The sequence below is a fragment of the Streptomyces sp. NPDC018000 genome (assembly GCF_044328025.1).
GTDB lineage: Bacteria > Actinomycetota > Actinomycetes > Streptomycetales > Streptomycetaceae > Streptomyces.
The window spans coordinates 22,314-44,052 of record NZ_JBIRGM010000007.1; the positions used below are offsets into that span (position 1 = coordinate 22,314).

Below are 21,739 nucleotides of genomic sequence, written 5' to 3' on the forward strand. Positions count from 1 at the left end.
GCCGGAACTTTCCGTGAAGCCGGGGCCCTGAGCTGCGACGATGAGTCACTCTTCGATAACGTCATAGTGATCGTTCGGTGGAGAGCGGAACGTACGCCCGGGGTGCGTCGTTCCCTGGGGGGACCGGACAGCGGTGCATTGACCATGCGGCGCTGATCGGGCAACTCCTCACGGGTGGAACAGCTACGCAGTACCGATCCACGCAGTACGGGTCCACGCAGTACGGATCCACACATTGATCGAACCGACACGGGGGTTCGTCAAAGCGGTGCACATGGGTGTGGACCGCGGCAGCAGACAAGGCAAGGGGCCGCAGCAGATGGCTGGACTCGCACTGGATGGGTCGAACCCCGACGTCAGCCTGCTCTACGACATCAATGGGCTCGCGAAGTCCGCTCCCACCTGGTTCGACCGGGTCATGGAGTTCGTCGGTGAGTACGGGATCATGCTCGGCATGGTCCTGGTGGTCCTTTGGTGTTGGTGGAGCGTGCGCCGGCGCGGTACGGCCGAAGATTCGGTGACGGCGGTTGCCGGGATCGTCTGGGCGCCGCTCGCCGCCGGGATCGCGCTGCTCATCAACATCCCGATCCGCGGCTTCGTGGAGCGGCCGCGCCCGTTCCGGGACCACCAGGGGCTGGATGTTCTGGTGGACGGGAAGAACGACTTCTCCTTCGTGAGCGACCACGCCACGATGGCGATGGCTCTGGCCGTCGGGCTCTTCCTGGTCAACCGGAAGTTCGGCATCGCCGCGATCGCCCTCGCCCTGCTGGAAGGCTTCTGCCGGATCTACATGGGTGTGCACTACCCGACCGACGTCGTCGGCGGATTCGCGCTCGGCACGGCAGTCGCTCTGCTGCTTGCCCCGCTTGCGATGATGCTGTTGACCCCGTTGGTGGCGGCCGTCTCCCGTTCGGACCGGTTCGGGTGGCTCGTACGGTCGCGCCGACCGGTGCCGTCGGCAGCGGCCGACGAGCGGGCCGGGGGATTCGGGATTCCCGAGCCGCGGCCGGGGACGGGCGGCGGGGACGGAGAGAAGGACCTGGCCGCGTAGAAGGCGGCCGGGGACCATCGGTGGCCGGAGCCGGAGCCGGAACCGGAACCGGAGCCGGACCGCCCGTGACCGTACGGCGCCCGTGATCGTGCGTCAGAGAGCCTGAGGGAAGGCGAAGAGGCGGCCGGGGTCGTACTGCTTCTTCAGCCGGGTGAGACGATCGGCCGCCGAGCCGTAGTAGGAACGGCGCCAGTCGGTCAGCGCCGGGTCTGTGTAGTTCTGGTACGCCGCTCCGGACGCGTACCTGCGCATCGCCACGTGGGTGTTTTTCAGCCAGTTCTGTTGGGCGCTGCCCGCCGTGCCGGGGGTCCAGGCAGCGATGTACTGGGCGAGTACGCGTGAGCGGCGGTGGACGAAGGCCGTCGCCTGCGGGGAGACCCGGTTGATCGCCCCGCCGAGCGCGGTGAGCGCGATGGAGCCGCCGCCTCCGCCCTGGGTCACGGGAATCCGGGTGAATGCCTCGGCCCGGTCGAGCAGGGCACGCACACCGGCCGGGGACAGGGAGCGGTCGTAGAAGTCGGACGCGGCGGCGTACGTCTCGCGCTGGAGCGTGCCCTGGGCGGTGCGGCCGGGCGTCGTACCCGGCAGATGGCACTGGGCATTGGTGATGCCCGAGCAGCCCGCGTACACGAGCATCGCCTCCTGGTAGCTGCGGCGGCGCAGCGAGACGGAGGAGGCCGGGGCACCGATCCGGTCGGCGAGGCGGTCGACGGCATTTTGCAGGTCGCCGTACGTACCGAGGCTGAACGCGGCGACCGACACCGTCGGGTTGCGGCCGCCCGGTCCCGCCGCGAGATGCGCGGAGGACCAGATCTCGTCGGGCTGGGACGGTCCCCACTCCTGCCAGGCATGGATGACGGCCCGGGCGCGCGACCACGGCCAGGACATGTACGCGGTGACGGTCCGCGGGGCCTGGCGGGTACGGAACGTCAGCCCGGTGACCACGCCGAAGTTGCCGTTGCCCGCGCCGCGCAGCGCCCAGAAGAGGTCCGGGTGGTGCTTGGCGTCCACGGTGAGGGTCTTGCCGTCGGCCGTTACGACGGTTGCCGCGGTGAGGCTGTCGCAGGTCAGGCCGTACGCGCGGGACGCGACGCCGTGGCCGCCGCCAAGGGTGAGGCCGGAGATGCCGACCGTGGGGCAGGAGCCGCCGGGGATCGTCAGGCCGTGGCGGGCGAGGCCGTGGTAGACGTCGATGAGCTTGGCGCCCGCACCGATCGTGCCGTTCTTGTCGACGCGGGACAGTGACGAGACGTCAAGGACGAGGCGACCGTTGCCGCTCGACCAGCCGGCGTAGGAATGACCGCCGCTGCGGATGGACACGGGGGTGGCGGTGCGGCGGGCGAAGGCCAGGCACTCGCGGATGTCCGCCTCGTGCTTGACGTATGCGACGGCAGCGGGTTTCTGGCCGTCGAAACGGGTGTTGTAGAGCTGACGGGCGGTCCGGTAGGCCGCGTCCTGGGGGCGTACGAGGGCGCCGTCGAGGCTCTTGGCCAGGGCGGACCAGTTCGCCGGGCCGGAGGCGGAGGGTTGTCTCGACGGGACCGATGAGGCCGGTGAGACGGGAGTGGAGCCCGTGGTGACCAAGGAGTCGCCGTTGGTGCCGGAACTTGAACCGGAGCCGGATGCGCCGCTGCAGGCGGTCGCGGTGACGCCGGTGAGTGCTGCGGCGCCCGCGGTGAGCAGGGTGCGCCGGCCGGGCAGGGTCGGCAGGTTCATCGGACCTCCGGGTCATGGCGCTCAGGGCCGGTCAATGGGGAGAAGGCAGAAGGGTCGGAGAGAAGGCAGAAGGGGGGAGAAGGCAGAAGGGTGGGAGAGAGGTCAGGGCACCGCGCTGTGTTCCGCGGCGTCCGTGCGGGCCCGGTCCCGGGAGCGGCGGGCCGGCCCGGACCAGCCGCAGCCGCAGCGGGCGGTGCAGAACGAGCCGCGTTCCACGGTCGTGGGAGTGTGCCCGCAGGACGCGGGGGTGGGGGGAGTCTGCGGGACCTCTTCGGTGCGCTGGACATACACCCGTCCACGGTACTGGGCACGGCCACCCGGCGGTGTGGCGTATAGGGGGCGGCGTTACGGCGGACAGCGGCTGTCGTTATGCGGAACGGACGGGGGGCTCGGGCAAGCGGTACGTCGTTGGGGGTTGGCAGGCGATGGTGGTGCAGCAGCACAGGTCCGGAGGCGGGGCGCGCGCTGTCTGCGCCCTTGCCGTGGTGGGCGTGATGGCGGCGACGGCCGGATGCTCGGGCGGCGGTGACGGCGCCGACCCTGTGATGGCCGATGAACGGGGCAGGGCCGACTTCCTCGACGCGGTCCGCCGCGCGGCCGCGGTGCTCGCGGGGACGGCGAGCGGGACCGGGATGTGGACGGTGACCGGGGCCGCCACCCCCGGTGCCGGAGTCCGGTCCGTCGCCGGAAGCGCCGAGGTGCGTACGTCGATGGAGACCGCGGCGGGCGGGACACGGGTGACGGTCACGGGCCGGGGAACGTACGACTTCCGCAACCAGGTGGGCCGGCTCGAGGTCGTGCTGCCCGAGGATGCCGTCGGCGAGGACGACGAGCACCGTCCCATCACCGAACTGCTGGCCCCCGGCGCGCTCTACATGATGAACCGCGGCGCCGGAGTGCCCGCGGACAAGTGGGTCAGGATCGACACGACGACCTTGGAGGACGGCAATCTGGTCACCGGTGGAGTGACCGATCCGATGGCCGCCGCCGAACTGCTGCGCGGGGCACGGCAGGTGACGTACGCGGGAAGGACCGAGCTCGCCGGGGTGACCGTGCGGCACTACCGGGGGACCTCGGACATCGGTCGGGCGGCGCGCGAGGCCTCGCCGAAGTCGCGCGGGGCACTGGCCGCGGCGGCGAAGGGGTTCCGCACGGACACGGTGCCGTTCGACGCGTATCTGGACGAACAGGGGCGGCTGCGCAAAGTGCGCCACCGGTTCAGCTTCGCCAACGAGGGGCCCGCGGTGGAGGTGGTGTCGACGACGCTGCTGTACGGATTCGGGGTACCGGTCTCCGTACCGCTGCCGGACGATCGCGACATCTACACCGGGAAGATCCAACAGGGGCAGCCGGGCGGCACACGGGCGAGGGCACGGACGAAGGCGGGGGCGTAGGCATGCCGGGCGGGCGCGAAATGGTCCGTCCGTGCCATGCGCGGCGTGTGGTCCGCTCCCTACGCTAAGGGCTGTCCGGTAATCCGTGGTGCGCCCACCAGGGATTACGGGACAGCCCTTAGGAAGTCGGCGTGCGCAGTGAGAGGTGAGTGACGTGGTGACGCTCGGCACACGGACCGTATCCGACCATGTGGCCCTCGCCGAGATCGAGCTCTGCGGTGAGCTGATGATCGCCGCGTCGGCCGCGATCGGGGAACGGCTCAGTGCGGACCGTATCGACGAGGTGCTGAACGTCCGGGTGATCGCCGAACGAACCACCGTCGCCCGGCCCGCCGACTACCGGGGGTGAGTGCGGGGCCCGTCCTGCATCGGGCGCCCCCACCGCGTCGGGCACCCTCACCAAACCGGCCATTTCGGCCTTATTGGGCATTTTCCCCAGTCAGGTGCGGAGCAGGCGGGCGATGGCCTTCGTGGCCTCCTCGACCTTCGCGTCGATCTCCTCGCCCCCCTTGACCGCCGCGTCGGCGACGCAGTGCCGCAGGTGCTCCTCCAGCAACTGGAGCGCGAAGGACTGGAGCGCCTTCGTGGACGCCGAGACCTGGGTGAGTATGTCGATGCAGTAGACGTCCTCGTCGACCATGCGCTGCAGGCCGCGGATCTGGCCCTCGATCCGGCGCAGCCGCTTGAGGTGCTCGGCCTTCTGATGGTGATAGCCGTGTATACCCCGGTCATGGTCGGTGGCGACCGGTTCCGCCTCCGCGGTGGCGGCGGTGGTTCCGGCGGCCTCGGTGGTGGTCATTGCTGCCTCCCGTTTCCCTTTACCCTGCCGTTTATATACCCCTGGTGGGTATATGGTAACGAATTCTGCCGAAACGTGACCAGGGGCCCGTGCTGATCGCTGTGGGCGATGCGCGACACTGAAGAATGCCGGTTAGCCGTGGCCGGATGATGCACCTAGCATCAGCCTGACCGAATCCAAAGCACCCCGAGGACCCCACGTGCGCTTTCGTCTGACCCCCAGGGAGACGAGCTTCTACGACATGTTCTCCGCATCCGCGGACAACATCGTCACGGGCTCGAAACTCCTGATGGAACTGCTCGGGGCGGACTCTGCCTCCCGAATCGAGATCGCGGAGCGCATGCGGGCAGCGGAGCACGCGGGGGACGATGCCACCCACGCGATCTTCCACCAGCTGAACTCCTCTTTCATCACGCCGTTCGACCGCGAGGACATCTACAACCTCGCATCGTCGCTCGACGACATCATGGACTTCATGGAGGAGGCCGTCGACCTGGTCGTGCTGTACCAGATCGACGAACTTCCCAAGGGCGTCGCACAGCAGATCGAGGTGCTGGCCCGGGCGGCCGAGCTGACCGCCGAGGCGATGCCGGGTCTGCGGACGATGGACAACCTCACCGAGTACTGGATCGAGGTCAACCGTCTGGAGAACCAGGCCGACCAGATCCACCGCAAGCTGCTGGCCCATCTCTTCAATGGCAAGTACGACGCCATCGAGGTGCTGAAGCTCAAGCAGATCGTGGACGTGCTGGAAGAGGCCGCCGACGCGTTCGAGCATGTCGCCAACACGGTGGAGACCATCGCCGTCAAGGAGTCCTGAACCCCGTGGACACCTTTGCGCTGGTCGTGACCATCGGTGTCGCGCTCGGCTTCACGTATACGAACGGCTTCCACGACTCGGCGAATGCCATCGCCACGTCCGTCTCCACCCGTGCACTCACGCCACGTGCGGCACTGGCGATGGCCGCGGTGATGAACCTTGCCGGTGCGTTCCTCGGCAGCGGTGTCGCCAAGACCGTAAGTGAGGGTCTGATCGCGACCCCCGAGGGGGACAAGGGGATGGGAATCCTCTTCGCCGCGCTCGTCGGTGCGATCATCTGGAACCTTGTCACCTGGTACTTCGGGCTGCCGTCCTCGTCCTCGCACGCGCTGTTCGGCGGCATGGTCGGTGCGGCGCTCGCCGGCGGGACGCTGGTGCACTGGGACGGGGTGCTCGACAAGGTCGTCATCCCGATGTTCCTCTCGCCGATCATCGGCCTGGTCTTCGGCTACCTGGTCATGGTCGTGATCATGTGGATTTTCCGGAGGACCAATCCGCACAAGGCCAAGCGCGGCTTCCGGATCGCCCAGACGGTCTCGGCCGCGGGCATGGCGCTCGGCCACGGTCTGCAGGACGCGCAGAAGACGATGGGTGTCGTCGTGATGGCCCTGGTCATCGCCGATGTCGAGAGCCCGAGCGAGCCGATTCCGGTCTGGGTCAAGATCGTCTGCGCGCTGATGCTCTCGCTGGGTACGTACGCGGGTGGCTGGCGCATCATGCGGACGCTCGGCCGGAAGATCATCGAGCTGGACCCGCCCCAGGGGTTCGCGGCGGAGACGACGGGTGCGGCGATCATGTTCGGCTCGGCGTTCCTGTTTCACGCACCGATCTCCACGACACATGTGATCACCTCGGCGATCATGGGTGCGGGCGCCACGAAGCGGGTGAGCGCGGTGCGGTGGGGTGTCGCCAAGAACATCATCCTGGGGTGGTTCATCACGATGCCGGCCGCGGGGCTGGTCGCTGCCGCGAGTTACGGCGTTGTGGTGCTGCTGTTCGGGTGACGGGGCGAGGTCGTAAGCGGCCGGTGGCCGCTTCCTCCCCAGGCGCCGGACGGGCTTGTGAAGACGGGTCCGCCCCGCTCCCCCTGCGAGGGGAGCGGGGCGGACCCTTTGCCTTACGGGTGGCACCGCCATGCAGCACCCAAAGGCCATCCTTGGGTCTATCCGAAGCGGCCCGAGATGTAGTCCTCGGTTGCCTGGACGGACGGGTTGGAGAAGATGCGTTCCGTCTCGTCTATCTCCACGAGCTTGCCGGGCTTGCCGACCGCCGCGAGGTTGAAGAACGCCGTGCGGTCCGAGACGCGGGCCGCCTGCTGCATGTTGTGCGTCACGATGACGATCGTGAAGCGCTCCTTCAGCTCGCCGATCAGATCCTCGATGGCGAGGGTGGAGATCGGGTCCAGGGCGGAGCACGGCTCATCCATCAGCAGCACCTCCGGCTCGACCGCGATGGCGCGGGCGATGCACAGGCGCTGCTGCTGGCCACCGGAGAGACCGGAGCCGGGCTTGTTCAGCCGGTCCTTGACCTCGTTCCAGAGGTTGGCGCCGCGCAGGGACTTCTCGACGATGTCCGACAGCTGGTTCTTCTTGTACGAGCCGTTCAGCTTGAGGCCCGCCGCGACATTGTCGAAGATCGACATGGTCGGGAACGGGTTCGGACGCTGGAAGACCATGCCGACCGTGCGGCGCACGGTGACCGGGTCGACGTTCGACCCGTACAGATTCTCGTCGTCCAGCAGCACCTTGCCCTCGACGCGGCCACCGGGGGTGACCTCGTGCATTCGGTTCAGGGTGCGCAGGAAGGTGGACTTGCCGCAGCCGGACGGGCCGATGAAGGCGGTCACGGAGCGGGGCTCCACGGTCATCGAGATGTCCTCGATGGCGAGGTGGGAGCCGTAGTAGGCGGACAGGCCGCTGACGTCGATGCGCTTGGCCATCTGAATCACTGCTTCTTTCGTGCCGCGGTCAGCGGCCGGTCTTCGGGGCCTTCCAGCGGGCGATGCCGCGGGCCACCAGGTTGAGGATCATGACGAAGGCGATCAGGACCAGCGCGGCGGCCCAGGCACGGTCGTACGACGGCTCGCTGCCGATCTTGTACTGCTCCCAGATGTAGAACGGGAGCGAGGACTGTGCACCTTGGAAGGGGTTGGGGTTGATCAGCTGGCTGCCGAAGACCAGCAGCATGATCGGCGCGGTCTCACCGGCGACCCGGGCGATCGCGAGCATCACACCGGTGGTGATGCCGCCGATCGCGGTGGGGACGACCACCTTCAGGATGGTGCGCCACTTCGGGACACCGAGGGCGAGCGATGCCTCGCGGAGCTCGTTCGGGACGAGCTTGAGCATTTCCTCGGTGGAGCGGACCACGACCGGGATCATCAGGATCGACAGGGCCAGCGAACCCATCAGGCCGGACGGCTGGAGATTCGTCATCAGCATGATCGACAGGATGAAGAGACCGGCGACGATGGACGGGATACCCGTCATCACATCGACGAAGAAAGTGACGGCCTTGGCGAGCGCGCCCTTGCCGTACTCCACCAGATAGACGGCGGTCAGCAGGCCGATCGGGGCGGAGATCAGGGTGGCCAGGCCGACCTGCTCCAGGGTGCCGATCAGCGCGTGGTAGACGCCGCCGCCCGGCTCGATGCCGGGGACACCCGCCATGGAGTGGGTCAGGAAGTAGCCGTCGAGGACCTTGGCGCCACGGCTGACCGTGGTCCAGATCAGCGAGAACAGCGGGACGACGGCAAGGAGGAAGCACACCCAGACGATGCTGGTGGCGAGGCGGTCCTTGGCCTGGCGCCGGTTCTCGACGACCGATGTCGTGACGTACGAGATGACGAGGAAGAGCAGGGCGGAGAAGAGCCCCCACTGGGTGTGGCTGCGCCAGCCCGCCGCCGCGCCGATGCCACAGCCCAGCGCGAGCGCGACGGCCGCGAAGGCGAGGGGGGCCCAGCGGGGCAGGGCCCGGCTGGTGAGGCTGGTCGTGCGTGCGGGCGCCATGTGGGTGGGGCGTTCCTGTATGCCGGTGTTGGCTGCCTGGCTCATGCGTTGGCCCCCGAGTATTCCTTGCGGCGGGCGATGATCATCCGGGCCGCGCCGTTGACCAGCAGAGTGAGGACGAAGAGCACGAGGCCGGAGGCGATCAGGGCGTCGCGCCCGAACTCGTTGGCTTCGTCGAACTTCGCGGCGATGTTCTGGGCGAACGTTCCGCCACCCGGGTTGAGCAGATGCCCGGAGATGACGAAGCTCGGCGACAGGACCGTGGCGACGGCCATCGTCTCGCCGAGCGCACGGCCCAGGCCCAGCATCGAGGCGGAGATCACGCCGGAGCGGCCGAAGGGGAGCACCGAGAGCCGGATGACTTCCCAGCGGGTGGCGCCGAGGGCGAGCGCGGCTTCCTCGTTCATCTTCGGGACCTGGAGGAAGACCTCGCGGCTGACGCTGGTCACGATCGGCAGGATCATGATTGCGAGCAGGATGCCGACGGTGAAGAGCGAGCGGGCGACGCCGACCTCGGTCTTCTCGAAGATGTACGTCCAGCCGAAGAACTGGTCGAGCCAGAGGTTCAGGCCCTCCAGGTACGGGACCAGGAAGAGGGCGCCCCAGATGCCGTACACGATGCTCGGCACTGCGGCGAGCAGATCGACGACGTACGCGAGGGGCGCGGCCAGCTTGCGCGGCGCGTAGTGCGAGATGAACAGGGCGATACCGACAGCGACCGGGACGGCGATGACCATCGCGATGACCGAGCTGACGATCGTGCCGTAGAGGAGAACCGCGATGCCGAAGACCGGCGGGTCGCCGGCCGGGTTCCAGTCGAAGGTGGTGAAGAAGTTGCCTTCGTTCTCGGATACGGCGAGCGCGGCGCGGTAGGTGAGGAACACGGCGATCGACGCCATGATCACGAGCAGCAGAATGCCCGAGCCCATGGAGAGGCCCAGGAAGATCTTGTCGCCCATGCGCCCGGTACCGGGCTTTGAGGGCTTGCCCGCCACCGGCGGGGCCGGCGGCGTGTCTATAGGTGTGGTGGAAGCCATGGTCTTTCCGGTCTGTGTGGGGGAGCGGAGTGGCTCCCCTGGCGGCGGTGCACCGGATGGGTGGTGGCGGGCCGGTCCGGAGGGGTGCACCGGACCGGCCCGCCGAGGTGTCGCTGGTGTTACTGGTGGTGCTCGCGTGCCTCGGCTCGCGTGCCCCGGTTACGAGAGGGAGGCGATGGTCTCGCGGACCTTGCTGTTGATCTCGGTCGGGATCGGCGCGTAACCGGCGTCGGTGAGGAGCTTCTGGCCCTCGTCACTGGCGGTGTAGTTCAGGAAGGACTTGACCGTGGGCAGGGTCTCGGCCTTGTTGCCCTTGTCGCAGACGACCTCGTACGTCACCAGGACGATCGGGTAGGCGCCCTCGGCCTTGGTGGTGTAGTCGAGGTCGAGCGCCAGGTCCTTGCCGGTGCCCTTGATCTTGGCGGCGGCGATGGCCTTGGAGGCGTTCTCCGGGGTGGCCTTGACGGGGGCGGAGCCACCGGTGTCGATGTCGACGGTGGAGATCGACTGCGAGGTCGCGTAGCTGAGCTCGAAGTAGCCGATCGAGCCGTCGACCTGCTTCACCTGGGCGGCGACACCGGCGGAGCCGGACGCGGCCTGACCACCGGGGGCCGGCCACTTCTTCTCGGCCTCGTACTTCCAGTCGTTCGGGGCAGCCGCGCCCAGGTACTTGCCGAGGTTCTGCGTGGTGCCGGAGTCCTCGGAGCGGTGGAAGGCCTGGATGGCCTTGTCCGGGAGCTTCGCGCCGCTGTTGAGCTTGGCGATCGCCGGGTCGTTCCACTTCTTGATCTTGCCGTCGAAGATCTTGGCGAGGGTGGGGGCGTCCAGCGTGAGGTTGTCGACGCCTTCCAGGTGGTAGCCGATGGCGATCGGGCCGCCGACCATCGGAAGGTTGATGCCCTGGCCGCCCTTGCAGATCTTCTTCGACTCGGCGACCTCTTCGGGCTTCAGCGCCGAGTCGGAACCGGCGAAGCCGACCGTGCCCTGGTTGAAGGCGACGATGCCCTCACCGGAGGAGGACGACTTGTAGTTGACCTCGACGCCCGAACAGCCGGCCATGTAGTTCTTGACCCAGAGGTCCATGGCGTTCTTCTGCGCGCTGGAGCCGGAGGCGGGCAGCTGGCCCTTGGCGCCGTCGCACTTGATGTTCGACGCGGCGCTCGTCTTGCCGCCGTCGCCGGCGGACCCGCCGCTGTTGTTGTCCGAACCGCACGCCGTAAGGACCAGGGCGCCGGAGACGGCGAGGGCACCGAGCGCGGTGGCACGAAGCCGGTTCTTGCGCTGAAGCTTCACTTTCGGGTGTTCCTTCCAGGAGCCGCCGAGGTCTTGTTCGTTCTACGACGGCGTGCGATGGGATGGGTGCTCCGGCGTCGCGCCGCGCACCGGGCACAGTCGAAGTTAGGCAGAACAGGTGAAGCTGCCTACGGGGGAGAGTGAACGGGAGGTGAACCATGTCGGACGGCGCGGTTCTGGAGGCCGCATCAGATGCCCGGCAGGCCGGCGAGCAAGGCATCCAGCACATCCCGGTCGTGAGGCTGGGTGAGGCGGGCCCGGGCCGCCGCCGGGGAGAGCCAGCTCACCCGGTCGACCTCGGTGTTCGGTACGAAGGCGCCACCGGTCGCCTCGGCAGCCCAGTAGGCGACCTCTTTGGGGCGCCCGTTCACCACGTAGCGGACCGTGGGGAGCACGGCGCCCGGTGTGCAGTCGTGGCCCGTCTCCTCCAGAACCTCGCGCCGGGCACCGTCCAGCGCCGACTCGCCGCGCTTCAGCTTGCCTTTCGGATGCGACCAGTCGTCGTAACGGGGCCGGTGGACCAGACAGATCTCCAGCTCGCCGGAGTATTCGGACCGGCGCCACAGCACGCATCCCGCGGCGAGTACCGGGCCGTTCATGGTGCGACCACTGCCGTGGCGTACGGCCAGCTCTCCCGGAACACACTGCGCGCCGCCTTCACCTCGTGCCGCTGATCGGCGTGGAGGACCCCCAGGGCGTACGCGGTCGCGGGTGCGATCCGGGGCGTGCGGGCCGCCGATGCCGCTGCCGCGGCCGCCTCCGCCGCATCCCGGTGCAGATCGAGCGCGTGCCCCGGCGCGGCCAGGACCGGGTCGGGGGCGCCCCGTACCACCTCGTGGGCGTACCGGTGCAGGCGCAGCAGCAGCCGGGCCCGGTGCCAGGGCGCGTCCTGCGCCTCGTTGTACGGCTCGACCGCCTCGTGCGAGGAGAGCGTGGCCACCGCACCGAGCAGTTGCTGTTCGGCCCGGTCGGCGGGCCCGTGCAGCATCTCCTCGGCCGGAGCCGTGGCCGCCGCGGCGAGCGGCACCTCGGAGGCGAGCAGCGCGACGGCGTCGGCCACCGCGTGGAAGCGGGAGGAGCCCAGCGCCTGGAGCGCCGCGGAGTGGGCGCGGGTCCGGGCGAGGGTCAGCTGCCGTTCGAGCAGCGCCCCGGCCCGGGCCGCGCCGACGCCGAGCGCGGCGCGCTCCTTGTCACCGGCGGCATCGGAGCCGGATCTCGTACGGGCCGGGGGCAGCGAGGTGCCGGACAGGGCGTGCAGCGCTTCGAGGAGCCGCTTCAGCCGGGTCGCGCAGGCGTGCTCCCGGGCCAGGGTGCCCGACAGCCAGGCGAGTTCGGTGCGGAGCTGCTCGGCCCAGGCCGTGTCCAGCGCCGCCCGGAAGGTGTGCAGCGTGCCACCGATCCGGCGGGACGAGCGACGCAGCGCGCCGGCGGCTTCGTCGGCGGCGTGGCTTCCGGCGTCCGTACGGGCGCTGTTCTCGCGGTGCAGGCGCAGGCTGCGGAGGAATTCGGCGGCCTGTTCCTGCAGGTAGGGCGCGAGAACTGCCTCTGCCGTAAGGTCCGCCTGCGTCGTCTGGTGGTCATGGCGTCGCACGTCGGCGTCTCCGGGCGTCAATGAGCATTTCCTGTACGTGCCGCAGCGGTTGGCCTTCCCCGTCCGTGGAGTGCCGGGTCCAGTTCCCGTCGGGACCGAGGTGCCAGGAGGAGGTGGTGTCGGCCATGCCGGTCTCCAGGAGCCGGCTGAGCGCGGCACGGTGGGCGGGGTCGGTGACCCGGACCAGTGCTTCGATCCGGCGGTCGAGGTTGCGGTGCATCATGTCGGCGCTGCCGAACCATACTTCGGGTTCGCCGCCGTTGCCGAACAAGAAGATCCGGGAGTGTTCGAGGAAGCGGCCCAGTATCGAGCGGACCCGGATGTTCTCGGAGAGGCCGGGGACGCCGGGGCGGATCGCGCAGATGCCGCGTACCCAGATGTCCACCGGTACGCCCGCCATCGCGGCCCGGTAGCAGGCGTCGATGACCGCCTCGTCGACCATGGAGTTGACCTTGAAGCGGACGTAGGCGCTGCGTCCGGCCCGCTGGTGCGCGATCTCCTTGTTGATACGGGTGATCAGCCCGTCGCGCAGGGATCTCGGGGCGACCAGGAGGCGGCGGTAGGTCTCGCGGCGGGAGTAGCCGGAGAGCCGGTTGAACAGGTCGGAGAGGTCCGCGCCGACCTGCGGGTCGGCGGTCAGCAGGCCGAGATCCTCGTACAGCCGGGCGGTCTTGGGGTGGTAGTTGCCGGTGCCGACATGGGCGTACCGGCGCAGTGTGTCGCCCTCCTGGCGAACGACGAGCGAGAGCTTGCAGTGGGTCTTGAGGCCGACGAGGCCGTAGACCACATGGCAGCCGGACTCCTCCAGCTTGCGGGCCCACTTGATGTTGGCCTGCTCGTCGAAGCGGGCCTTGATCTCGACGAGTACGAGGACCTGCTTGCCGGATTCGGCAGCGTCTATGAGGGCTTCCACGATCGGGGATTCGCCCGAAGTCCGGTACAGGGTCTGCTTGATGGCCAGGACGTCGGGGTCGGCGGCGGCCTGCTCCAGGAACGCCTGGACGGAGGTGGAGAACGAGTCGTACGGGTGGTGCAGGAGTACGTCGCGTTCGCGCAGGGCGGCGAAGATGTCGGGCGCGGAGGCGGTTTCGACCTCGGCGAGATCGCGGTGGGTGCCCGCGATGAATTTGGGGTACTTCAGCTCGGGCCGGTCCAGGGACGCTATGCCGAAGAGCCCGGTCAGGTCGAGCGGTCCGGGCAGCGGGTAGACCTCGGCGTCGGACACCTTCAGCTCGCGTACCAGCAGGTCCAGCACGTACGGGTCGATGGACTCCTCGACCTCCAGGCGGACCGGCGGGCCGAAGCGGCGACGCATGAGCTCCTTCTCCAGGGCCTTGAGGAGGTTCTCGGCGTCGTCCTCCTCGACCTCCAGGTCCTCGTTCCTGGTGACCCGGAACATGTGGTGCGCGAGGACCTCCATGCCGGGGAAGAGCTCTTCGAGGTGGGCGGCGATGACGTCCTCTATGGGCACGTACCGCTGCGGCGACGCCTCCAGGAAGCGGGTCAGCAGTTGCGGCACCTTGACCCGGGCGAAGTGGCGGTGGCCGCTGACCGGGTTGCGCACGACGACGGCGAGGTTGAGCGAGAGCCCCGAGATGTAGGGGAAGGGGTGCGCCGGGTCGACGGCGAGGGGGGTCAGCACGGGGAAGACGCGCTGCCGGAAGAAGGTGAACAGGCGGGCCTGTTCCTTCTCGGTCAGCTCGGGCCAGCGGATCAGCTGGATGCCCTCGTCGGACAGGGCGGGGGCGACGTCCTGCTGGTAGCAGGCGGCGTGCCGGGCCATGAGCTCGCGCGAGCGGGTCCAGATCAGGTCGAGGACCTCGCGGGGCTGGAGTCCGGAGGCGGAGCGGGTGGCGACTCCGGTGGCGATACGGCGCTTCAGTCCGGCCACCCGGACCATGAAGAACTCGTCCAGGTTGGAAGCGAAGATGGCGAGGAAATTAGCCCGCTCGAGGAGGGGCGTCGAGGAGTCCTCGGCCAGTTCGAGCACTCGTTCGTTGAACGCGAGCCAACTGCGTTCCCGGTCCAGGAACCGGCCGTGGGGCAGTTCGCTGCCGTCGACATCGGGTTCGTACGCGTCGACGTCGGCGTCGATGTCGGGATCGAGGTCGGCCCGGGTCGACAGCATGGCGCCGTTGGACGCCGACGAGGCGAGGGCGTGCGGCCGGTGCGCGGCGAGCGAGCCGACCGACGGCTGCGCGGTGGGCTGGGCCGGGACCTCGGAGCTGGGCTGCTGGCTCATGGCCCTATTGTTCCGCTTCGGGGGCTCCGAGGGCGCGCCGGAGGGTGCGGAGACCGCGGAAAACCCACGGTTCGTGTGGTTCGCACGGTCTCCACCGGGATTTCTCCCGTTGTGCGGGGTCGGCACAGCTGGCTGCATCCTGAGAGGCTCGCAAGCCTGTCTGAATGGCTGGTAACGGCGACATGACGTGCAGGCAGCGGTGTGCGGTGGGCGGATTGGTCATATGAGCGGATTGGCCATATGAACCGTGTCCGGCCGAACCGTGTCCGGGCGCTTTCGAAGGGCCCGGACACGGTGTGTGGAGGCGGTCTCAGAGCCTGTCGGGTGACCTTCGATCGGAGAGTGGACGCGGCATGGTGCGTGCGATTCCAAGGCGCCGGGATGCCCTCGTAGCGGCGCTACTAGGGCATCCCGGCAACGCCGGAAGCGTGCGTGCCAGGCCGTGGCCGCCTGATCAGAGGTCGCCCGACAGGCTCTCAGCCGTGGAGGCGGCGCAGCACCCGGAAGGCGAGGGCGACGGCGAGCGCGGCCAGGGCGAGCAGGATGCCGGTCTCGACGAGCTGGAGCGGCCAGAAGTGCGAGGCGGGGTGGTAGTCGCCGAAGGGGGTGATGCCGCCTCGGTTGCGCGGGCAGCCTGCGAGGTCCCCGCCCGGGTCGGTCCGGAAGCAGTCGATCCAGTTGATCTCCTTGCCCGAGGCGGTGAGCATGCCCGACTCGATCAGCCAGGCGTCACGGCCCGGGCCGCCGCCGCCGAGGATGCGGTTGGTCGGCCAGAGTTCGTAGCGGCGTTTGCCGAACCCCAGCATCACTGTGCCGAGGACGAGGGCCGTCAGGCCCATGGCCAGGACGGTACGGCGTACGACCACGGCGCACAGGGCGCCGACGGCCACGGCCAGCAGGGCGTAGGCGACGGCGGTCGGCCCGAGGGCGGGGTGGATACCGCTCTCGTGCCAGCTCAGCCCCATGCCGTACGCGTTGCTCCGCATACCCGACACGCCCCATCGGTAGACGAGGACCAGAGCGGTCATCCCGGCGGTCACCAGAGCCGCAGGAAGGGCGAGCCGGGCCGCCAGCCACCGGGCCGGGGAGACCGACTGGGCCCAGGCGAGCCGGTTCGTGCCGCTCTCCAGCTCGCGGGCGATCAGTGGTCCGGCGACGAAGACGCCGATGAGACCGGCGAGCAGCAGGACAGCGGTACCACCGCTCGCCAAGTAGGCCTCGGTGGAGGTGCGGGCATAGGTGGGCAGGTAGGAGCCGTCGCCGCAGCGCGTGGTGTCGCCGTCGGCGCAGAGTTCGTCCGAGCTCGCGACCGCGACCCAGATCCGGAGCCCGACCACGATGGCGATGCCCAGCACCAGGAGTGCGCCGGCCGCCCACAGGAAACGGCGGTGCCGGCGGAGAAGGACGCGGACGGGGCCCCGCAACCCGGCGGCGGGTGCGACGGGGGCATGCAGACCGATGGCGTTCATACGGCAACCACCTCCCTGGCGGCACCGGCGCTCGGCGTCAGCAGCGCGGGGACCTCCGGAGACCGCAGATGCGCCAGCAGCAGCTCCTCCAGTGACGGTTCCGCGATCTCCCAGGCCGCGTCGTCCACCGGGCCCTCCCTCCGTACCAGCGCGGTCTGCAGACGCCCCGTCGTGCGGGACTCGACGACGGTGTGCGGTGCCAGGTCCCGTACAGGGCCCGTGAGCAGGGCGTGCGCGCCGAGGATGTCCTCGGTCTCGCCGCCGAGACGCACCCGGCCGCCGTCGACGAGCAGGAGGTAGTCGCAGGAGCCCTCCAGCTCGGTGAGGATGTGCGAGGACATCACGATGGTGGTGGCGTGCTCGGCGGCCTCCGCCATCAGGACGCCCATCAACCGGTGCCGGACAAGCGGGTCGAGGTCGGCCATCGGCTCGTCGAGCAGCAGCAGTTCGGCACGCTTGCCGAGCGCGAGGGCGAGCGCGAGCCGGGTGCGCCGGCCGCCGGAGAGCGTACGGACCCTGGCGTCCCTCGGGAGGTCCCCGATGACGCGTTCGGCGGTGTCCTGGTCCCAGGTGGCGGGGTTCAGCTCGGCGCCCGCCCAGAGGGTCTCGGCGACGGTCAACTGCGCGTACAGCGGCTTGTCCTGGGCCACGAAGGCCACCCGGGCCCGTGCCTCCCCGGGGGCACCGCCCAGCACCCGTACCGTGCCCTCGGCCGGCCGCAGGAAGCCCCCCGCGAGGGCGAGCAGGGTGGACTTGCCCGCACCGTTGGGGCCGACGAGGGCGCACACGCGCCCGGCGGGCAGCCGGAACGAACAGTCGCGCAGTGCCCAGCCCCCGCCCCTGCTCCGGTACTTCATGCCGAGGCCGATGGCCTCGATCGCAGCGCCTGTCATCCGGCGTGATCCCCCTCGAAAGTCTTGTCCAGTACGGCGGTGAAGAGTGCGCTCACGTCGTCCTTCTCCAGCCCGGCCGCGCGGGCCCGGCGGGCCCAGTCGGCGAGCTCGGCGCGCAACGGCGCGTCGTCGGCGGCCGCAGCGCCACCGAGGGTCCGCGTGACGAAGGTGCCGAGCCCGCGCCGGGCCTCGACGAGGCCTTCGCGCTCAAGCTCCCGGTAGGCCTTGAGCACGGTGTTCGGGTTGATGGCGGTGGCCTCGACGACCTCGCGTGCGGTGGGCAGCCGGTCGCCGGGCTTCAGCAGACCGAGGCGGAGGGCCTGTTTGGTCTGCTGGACGATCTGGAGGTACGTGGCGACGCCGCTGCGCCGGTCGATGCGGTACTCGACCGCTGCGGACTCTGCCATGTTCACTACTTTCACTAATTAAGTAGTGGAAGGGTGGCGTAATGAAGGGGCGGTGTCAAACGACACCGCCCCGGTTGAGTTGTGGCTGCTCAGGACTCCGTGCGGTACATCAGGTCCACCTCGTGCGTCGCGAAGCCCATCCGCTCGTAGACGGCCAGGGCCGCCTTGTTGTCCGCGTCGACGTAGAGCATCGCGGTCGGCAGTCCCTCGGCGGCCAGGTGGCGCAGCCCGATCGCGGTGAGCGCCTTGCCGAGCCCGCCGCCCTGAGCGTCGGGCCGGATACCGACGACATACACCTCGCCGAGGTGCTCATCGGCGTGCACCTTCGTCCAGTGGAATCCGATCAGCTCGCCCTCGCGCTCGGCCAGGAAGAACCCCTTCGGGTCGAACCAGGGCTCCGCCTTGCGGTCGTCCAGGTCGCGCTGGGTCAGCGAGCCCTGCTCGGGGTGGTGCGCGAAGGCGGCGCGGTTCACGGCGAGCCAGGCGGCGTCGTCCTTGCCGGGCACGAAGGTGCGGACGGTGACGCCGGGCGGCAGTACCGGCTCCGCGATGTCCAGCGGGGTCAACGGGCGGCGAAGCTGACGCAGTTCGCGGAAGAGGGAGAGGCCGAGAACCTGCGAGAGATGCCGGGCCGCGGACTTCCCGCCGTGCGCCCACACCCGCAGCCGCTTCCCGGTCGCGGCGAGCAGCGCCGCACCCAGCGCCCGACCGTGCCCCTGCCCCCGGTACGCCGGATGCACGACCAGCTCGGCGGCCGGTGCCTCGACGGGGTCGGCGCCCTCCAGCTGCGCATACCCGACCAGGACCGACCCACTGGTGAGCAGCAGATGGCGCACCCCCTCACGCCGCCCGCCCCGCAGCTGCAGCCGCCCCTGCTCGGACACGGCCTGCCTGCCGTCGGACCGGGCCGCCTCGGCGAGCAGGTCGGACACGGCTCCGGCCTGTTCGGGGGAGAGCTCTTCGAGCGTCTGGATCTCGCGTCCGGGGGCGGGGAGAGGTACGTCAGTCGTCATGTGTACGAGCGTACGGCGGGGGTGGGGCAGTGGTGGGGTCGGCGGCAGAGGTGTTCCGGGGCCCACGGCAATTGCGCAACAGTCCGTTGCGCACATCGTTCGGCCCATGCTCGAGCCGAGCTCGGGTCATCTGATGCGCATATGTAAGCCACGCGAGTGATATGAGGCCATTTGATCTCATACCGGCCGCATGGCAACCAGTTCGTAACCCTGCACACCTGTCGCGCTACGCGCGTTGACCCTAGGCTGCGGCACGCAGTCTCCAGACTCGCCAACACCCTCGAACTACCGCTGAACTCACAAGGGGACCGATGTCAGCGACACCGCAGAAGAACCGCGCGTCCCGGCGGGTGCTCGCCGCCGCGGCCGGGCTCGCCACCGTCGGCGCGCTCGTCGCCGCGATGCCGGCCGGCGCCCAGGAACACGGCCACCACAAGCCGGCCCGTACGGTCGACGTACAGCTACTGTCCTTCAACGACCTGCACGGGAACCTGGAGCCGCCGGCCGGATCGGCGGGCACGGTCACCGAGACGCAGGCCGACGGCACGACCAAGGCGATTCCGGCCGGTGGCGTCGAGTACCTCGCGTCCTCGCTGCGTACCGCGCGCAAGGGCCACCCGTACTCGATCACCGCGGCCGGTGGTGACTTGGTGGGCGCGAGCCCGCTGATGTCCGGTCTCTTCCACGACGAGCCGACCATCGAGGCGCTCAACAAGCTCGACCTCGACGTGACCAGCGTCGGCAACCACGAGTTCGACGAGGGCGCCACCGAGCTGGCCCGCCTCCAGAACGGCGGCTGCCACCCGGTCGAAGGGTGCTACGAGAAGGACGAGAAGTTCGAGGGCGCCGACTTCCCCTACCTCGCCGCCAATGTGACGAACGAGAAGACCGGCAAGCCGATCCTCAAGCCGTACACGGTGTGGAAGAAGAACGGCGTCAAGATCGGCTTCATCGGGGTGACCCTGGAGGGCACGCCGAACGTCGTCACGGCCAACGGTGTCAAGGGCCTGAAGTTCCACGACGAGATCGAGACGATCAACAAGTACGCCAAGGAGCTGGACCGGCAGGGCGTCAAGTCCGTCGTCGCGCTGATTCACGAGGGCGGGGCCCCGGCCTCCGCCTCGTACAACTACGACTGCGACAGCTCCGGCCCCGGTGACGGCATCTCCGGGCCGATCACCGACATCGCCAAGGGCATCACGCCCAAGGTCGACGCGCTGGTCACGGGCCACACCCACCAGGCGTACGTGTGCACCATCCCGGACCCGGCGGGCAACCCGCGCATGGTCACCTCGGCGTCGTCGTTCGGCAAGGTCTACACGGACACGACCCTCACCTACGACCGCCGCACCAAGGACATCGTCCGTACGTCGGTGAAGTCCGCCGGTGCCTCGAACCCGAAGTCGGCGAACCACATCGTCGACCGGGACCAGCCCAGGGCCACCGACATGACGGACCTGATCGCCCGCTGGAACACCCTCGCGGCCCCCATCGCGAACAGGCCGCAGGGCTACATCACCGCCGACATCAACGGCCGCGGCTCCAAGGCCCTTGAGAAGCCGCTCGGCAACCTGATCGCGGACGCCCAGCTGGAGGGCCTGGCCCCGGCGGACAAGGGCGGGGCGGTCATCGCCCTCATGAACCCGGGCGGTATCCGGTCGGACCTGGTGTACGCGTCGGCCGACGGCAAGTCCGACGGAGTGGTGACGTACGGCGAGGCCTTCACCGTGCAGCCGTTCACCAACATGATGAACGTCGTCGACCTGACCGGCGCCCAGCTGATCACCGCGCTCCAGCAGCAGGTCAGCGGCTCCAACGAGGCCAGCCCGAAGATCCTTCAGGTGTCCAAGGGCCTCACGTACACCCTGGACATGACGAAGACGGGCGCGGCCCGCGTGGTCACCGACACCATCAAGCTGAACGGTGAGGCGATCGACCCGGCGAAGACCTACCGCGTCGCCATGAACGAGTTCCTGGCGGGCGGCGGCGACGGCTTCGCGGCGCTCGGCCAGGGCACGAACAAGCTGGTCGGCCCCTCCGACCTGGACCTGTTCAACGCCTACCTGGCGGCCCACTCCTCGGCCGCCGCACCGCTGGCCCCGCCGGCGACGGACCGGATCACGGTCATCCAGTAACGCCCGTAACTCCCGTACGCGGCGGGTGACTTCCCTACGCGACGGTTCGGGGCGGCGGGCCGGTCGGGCCCACCGCCCCTTTCTGTTGCCCGGCGGGGGTCGGCCGGGGCGCGCCTCTACGAGCCCTGGACCCGGCGGCCCGTCGCGGAGGCGAAGCCCAGCCAGGTGTGCCGGTTGCCCGCCCAGCACCAGCCGACCTTGGGAGCGTCGCGGCGCTCGCGGCCGTCCCGCCCGGTGCCGTTGCTGATCCAGATCGCAGGCGTGCGGGCGTCCAGGGTGCCGTTGGCTTTGCGCAGCCGGGAGCCGATGGTCATGAAGCAGCGGTTGCGTTCCAGGACGGCGGGCTGCTGCAGCACCCAGTGGATGCCCTCGGCGAGCAGCAACGGCGTACGGGCCTCGGCCGTCAGGGCGGGCAATGCCTCGTTCGGGCTCCAGTTGGCCATCCGGTCGCCGCGGTCGACGCCGGTGAGGAGGTAGAGCGGGGCGTCGGGCAGCGCGACCGTGTCGAGCGGAGCGAAGAGGTCGACATCGGGCATGTCGACAACGACGAACCCCGGCTTGCCCTCGCGGCGCAGCAGCGGCGCGAGGACGGAGGCCGGGGCCCGGTCCGGGTGGACGGCGAGCAGGGCGCCGTCGCAGCACGCAGTGGCCTGGGCGGCTTCGGCGAATCCCCGGAGCTCGGCGGCGGGCAGTCCGGCGATCTCGTGCACTCCCAGCTCGATCAGCCGCTCGGCCTGCGCGCTCAAGGCGGGGAGCGAGGAGGGAAGGATAGAAGAGGGAAGGGTAGGGGCGGCTGACGTGGTTTCGGGCACGATGCTCCCTGGGGCGGCGATGCGGACGGGACAGAGGGAACGCGACGGCTCGCGGGAAT

The 21,739-nt window shown here is 69.4% G+C and carries 21 protein-coding genes; 6 read left to right on the forward strand and 15 right to left on the reverse strand.

All coding sequences use genetic code 11. The features are described from left to right. The first annotated feature begins 319 nt into the window (after window positions 1–319). Window positions 320–1,051 carry a phosphatase PAP2 family protein gene (locus tag ACH4EW_RS17760; RefSeq protein WP_398257745.1) on the forward strand — a complete coding sequence of 244 codons (732 nt, stop codon included), beginning with the start codon at window positions 320–322 and terminating at the stop codon, window positions 1,049–1,051. A 93-nt stretch (window positions 1,052–1,144) separates the two neighbouring features. Here the strand turns inward: ACH4EW_RS17760 and ACH4EW_RS17765 are convergent, their stop codons facing one another. Next, complete coding sequence (locus ACH4EW_RS17765; protein ID WP_398257748.1) at window positions 1,145–2,767, reverse strand: FAD-binding oxidoreductase; 1,623 nt, start codon at window positions 2,765–2,767, stop codon at window positions 1,145–1,147. A gap of 102 nt (window positions 2,768–2,869) precedes the next feature. Beyond that, on the reverse strand, window positions 2,870–3,058 hold the full coding sequence (locus tag ACH4EW_RS17770) for a hypothetical protein (RefSeq protein ID WP_398257750.1): 189 nt from the start codon (window positions 3,056–3,058) through the stop codon (window positions 2,870–2,872). A gap of 134 nt (window positions 3,059–3,192) precedes the next feature. On the opposite strand from ACH4EW_RS17770, the gene ACH4EW_RS17775 reads away from it, so the two are divergent. After that, on the forward strand, window positions 3,193–4,161 hold the full coding sequence (locus tag ACH4EW_RS17775) for a hypothetical protein (RefSeq protein WP_398257752.1): 969 nt from the start codon (window positions 3,193–3,195) through the stop codon (window positions 4,159–4,161). A gap of 154 nt (window positions 4,162–4,315) precedes the next feature. Continuing rightward, a complete protein-coding gene (locus ACH4EW_RS17780; RefSeq protein WP_398257755.1) occupies window positions 4,316–4,510 on the forward strand; it encodes a hypothetical protein in 195 nt (64 codons plus the stop codon). 90 nt (window positions 4,511–4,600) lie between these two features. Here the strand turns inward: ACH4EW_RS17780 and ACH4EW_RS17785 are convergent, their stop codons facing one another. Beyond that, window positions 4,601–4,960, reverse strand: coding sequence for a metal-sensitive transcriptional regulator (locus ACH4EW_RS17785; protein WP_398257757.1), 360 nt, complete (start codon window positions 4,958–4,960; stop codon window positions 4,601–4,603). Window positions 4,961–5,159: 199 nt separating this feature from the next. Here ACH4EW_RS17785 and ACH4EW_RS17790 point away from each other — a divergent pair, with 199 nt between their 5' ends. After that, a complete protein-coding gene (locus ACH4EW_RS17790; RefSeq protein ID WP_398257760.1) occupies window positions 5,160–5,780 on the forward strand; it encodes a DUF47 domain-containing protein in 621 nt (206 codons plus the stop codon). Between the two features lie 5 nt (window positions 5,781–5,785). Next, complete coding sequence (locus tag ACH4EW_RS17795; protein ID WP_398257763.1) at window positions 5,786–6,784, forward strand: anion permease; 999 nt, start codon at window positions 5,786–5,788, stop codon at window positions 6,782–6,784. 158 nt (window positions 6,785–6,942) lie between these two features. Here the strand turns inward: ACH4EW_RS17795 and pstB are convergent, their stop codons facing one another. From pstB to mshD, 11 genes are all read right to left on the reverse strand, one after another. Further along, on the reverse strand, window positions 6,943–7,719 hold the full coding sequence (pstB, locus tag ACH4EW_RS17800; RefSeq protein ID WP_398257766.1) for a phosphate ABC transporter ATP-binding protein PstB: 777 nt from the start codon (window positions 7,717–7,719) through the stop codon (window positions 6,943–6,945). 28 nt (window positions 7,720–7,747) lie between these two features. Then, on the reverse strand, window positions 7,748–8,833 hold the full coding sequence (gene pstA, locus ACH4EW_RS17805) for a phosphate ABC transporter permease PstA (RefSeq protein WP_398257769.1): 1,086 nt from the start codon (window positions 8,831–8,833) through the stop codon (window positions 7,748–7,750). After that, on the reverse strand, window positions 8,830–9,825 hold the full coding sequence (pstC, locus tag ACH4EW_RS17810) for a phosphate ABC transporter permease subunit PstC (protein WP_398257772.1): 996 nt from the start codon (window positions 9,823–9,825) through the stop codon (window positions 8,830–8,832). The genes pstA and pstC overlap by 4 nt, the downstream gene beginning before the upstream one ends. A 159-nt stretch (window positions 9,826–9,984) precedes the next feature. After that, window positions 9,985–11,118 (reverse strand): phosphate ABC transporter substrate-binding protein PstS, encoded by a 1,134-nt coding sequence (gene pstS / locus ACH4EW_RS17815; protein WP_398257775.1) that lies wholly within the window; start codon window positions 11,116–11,118, stop codon window positions 9,985–9,987. Window positions 11,119–11,306: 188 nt separating this feature from the next. After that, a complete protein-coding gene (locus tag ACH4EW_RS17820; RefSeq protein ID WP_398257778.1) occupies window positions 11,307–11,717 on the reverse strand; it encodes an NUDIX hydrolase in 411 nt (136 codons plus the stop codon). Beyond that, window positions 11,714–12,709 (reverse strand): CHAD domain-containing protein, encoded by a 996-nt coding sequence (locus tag ACH4EW_RS17825; RefSeq protein WP_398257780.1) that lies wholly within the window; start codon window positions 12,707–12,709, stop codon window positions 11,714–11,716. Before ACH4EW_RS17825 ends, ACH4EW_RS17820 begins: the two co-directional genes overlap by 4 nt. Further along, on the reverse strand, window positions 12,696–14,951 hold the full coding sequence (locus ACH4EW_RS17830) for an RNA degradosome polyphosphate kinase (protein ID WP_398257782.1): 2,256 nt from the start codon (window positions 14,949–14,951) through the stop codon (window positions 12,696–12,698). The genes ACH4EW_RS17825 and ACH4EW_RS17830 overlap by 14 nt, the downstream gene beginning before the upstream one ends. A 476-nt stretch (window positions 14,952–15,427) precedes the next feature. After that, window positions 15,428–16,420 carry an ABC transporter permease gene (locus ACH4EW_RS17835; RefSeq protein WP_398257784.1) on the reverse strand — a complete coding sequence of 331 codons (993 nt, stop codon included), beginning with the start codon at window positions 16,418–16,420 and terminating at the stop codon, window positions 15,428–15,430. Further along, on the reverse strand, window positions 16,417–17,313 hold the full coding sequence (locus ACH4EW_RS17840; protein ID WP_398257787.1) for an ABC transporter ATP-binding protein: 897 nt from the start codon (window positions 17,311–17,313) through the stop codon (window positions 16,417–16,419). Before ACH4EW_RS17840 ends, ACH4EW_RS17835 begins: the two co-directional genes overlap by 4 nt. Beyond that, complete coding sequence (locus ACH4EW_RS17845) at window positions 17,310–17,720, reverse strand: GntR family transcriptional regulator (RefSeq protein WP_398257789.1); 411 nt, start codon at window positions 17,718–17,720, stop codon at window positions 17,310–17,312. Before ACH4EW_RS17845 ends, ACH4EW_RS17840 begins: the two co-directional genes overlap by 4 nt. 89 nt (window positions 17,721–17,809) lie before the next feature. After that, window positions 17,810–18,733: a mycothiol synthase gene (gene mshD / locus ACH4EW_RS17850; RefSeq protein ID WP_398257792.1), complete on the reverse strand. Its 924-nt coding sequence runs from the start codon at window positions 18,731–18,733 to the stop codon at window positions 17,810–17,812. Between the two features lie 311 nt (window positions 18,734–19,044). Here mshD and ACH4EW_RS17855 point away from each other — a divergent pair, with 311 nt between their 5' ends. After that, window positions 19,045–20,868, forward strand: coding sequence for a bifunctional metallophosphatase/5'-nucleotidase (locus tag ACH4EW_RS17855; RefSeq protein ID WP_398257794.1), 1,824 nt, complete (start codon window positions 19,045–19,047; stop codon window positions 20,866–20,868). 116 nt (window positions 20,869–20,984) lie between these two features. Here the strand turns inward: ACH4EW_RS17855 and ACH4EW_RS17860 are convergent, their stop codons facing one another. Next, complete coding sequence (locus tag ACH4EW_RS17860; protein ID WP_398257797.1) at window positions 20,985–21,680, reverse strand: DUF5701 family protein; 696 nt, start codon at window positions 21,678–21,680, stop codon at window positions 20,985–20,987. Between the last annotated feature and the right edge of the window lie 59 nt (window positions 21,681–21,739).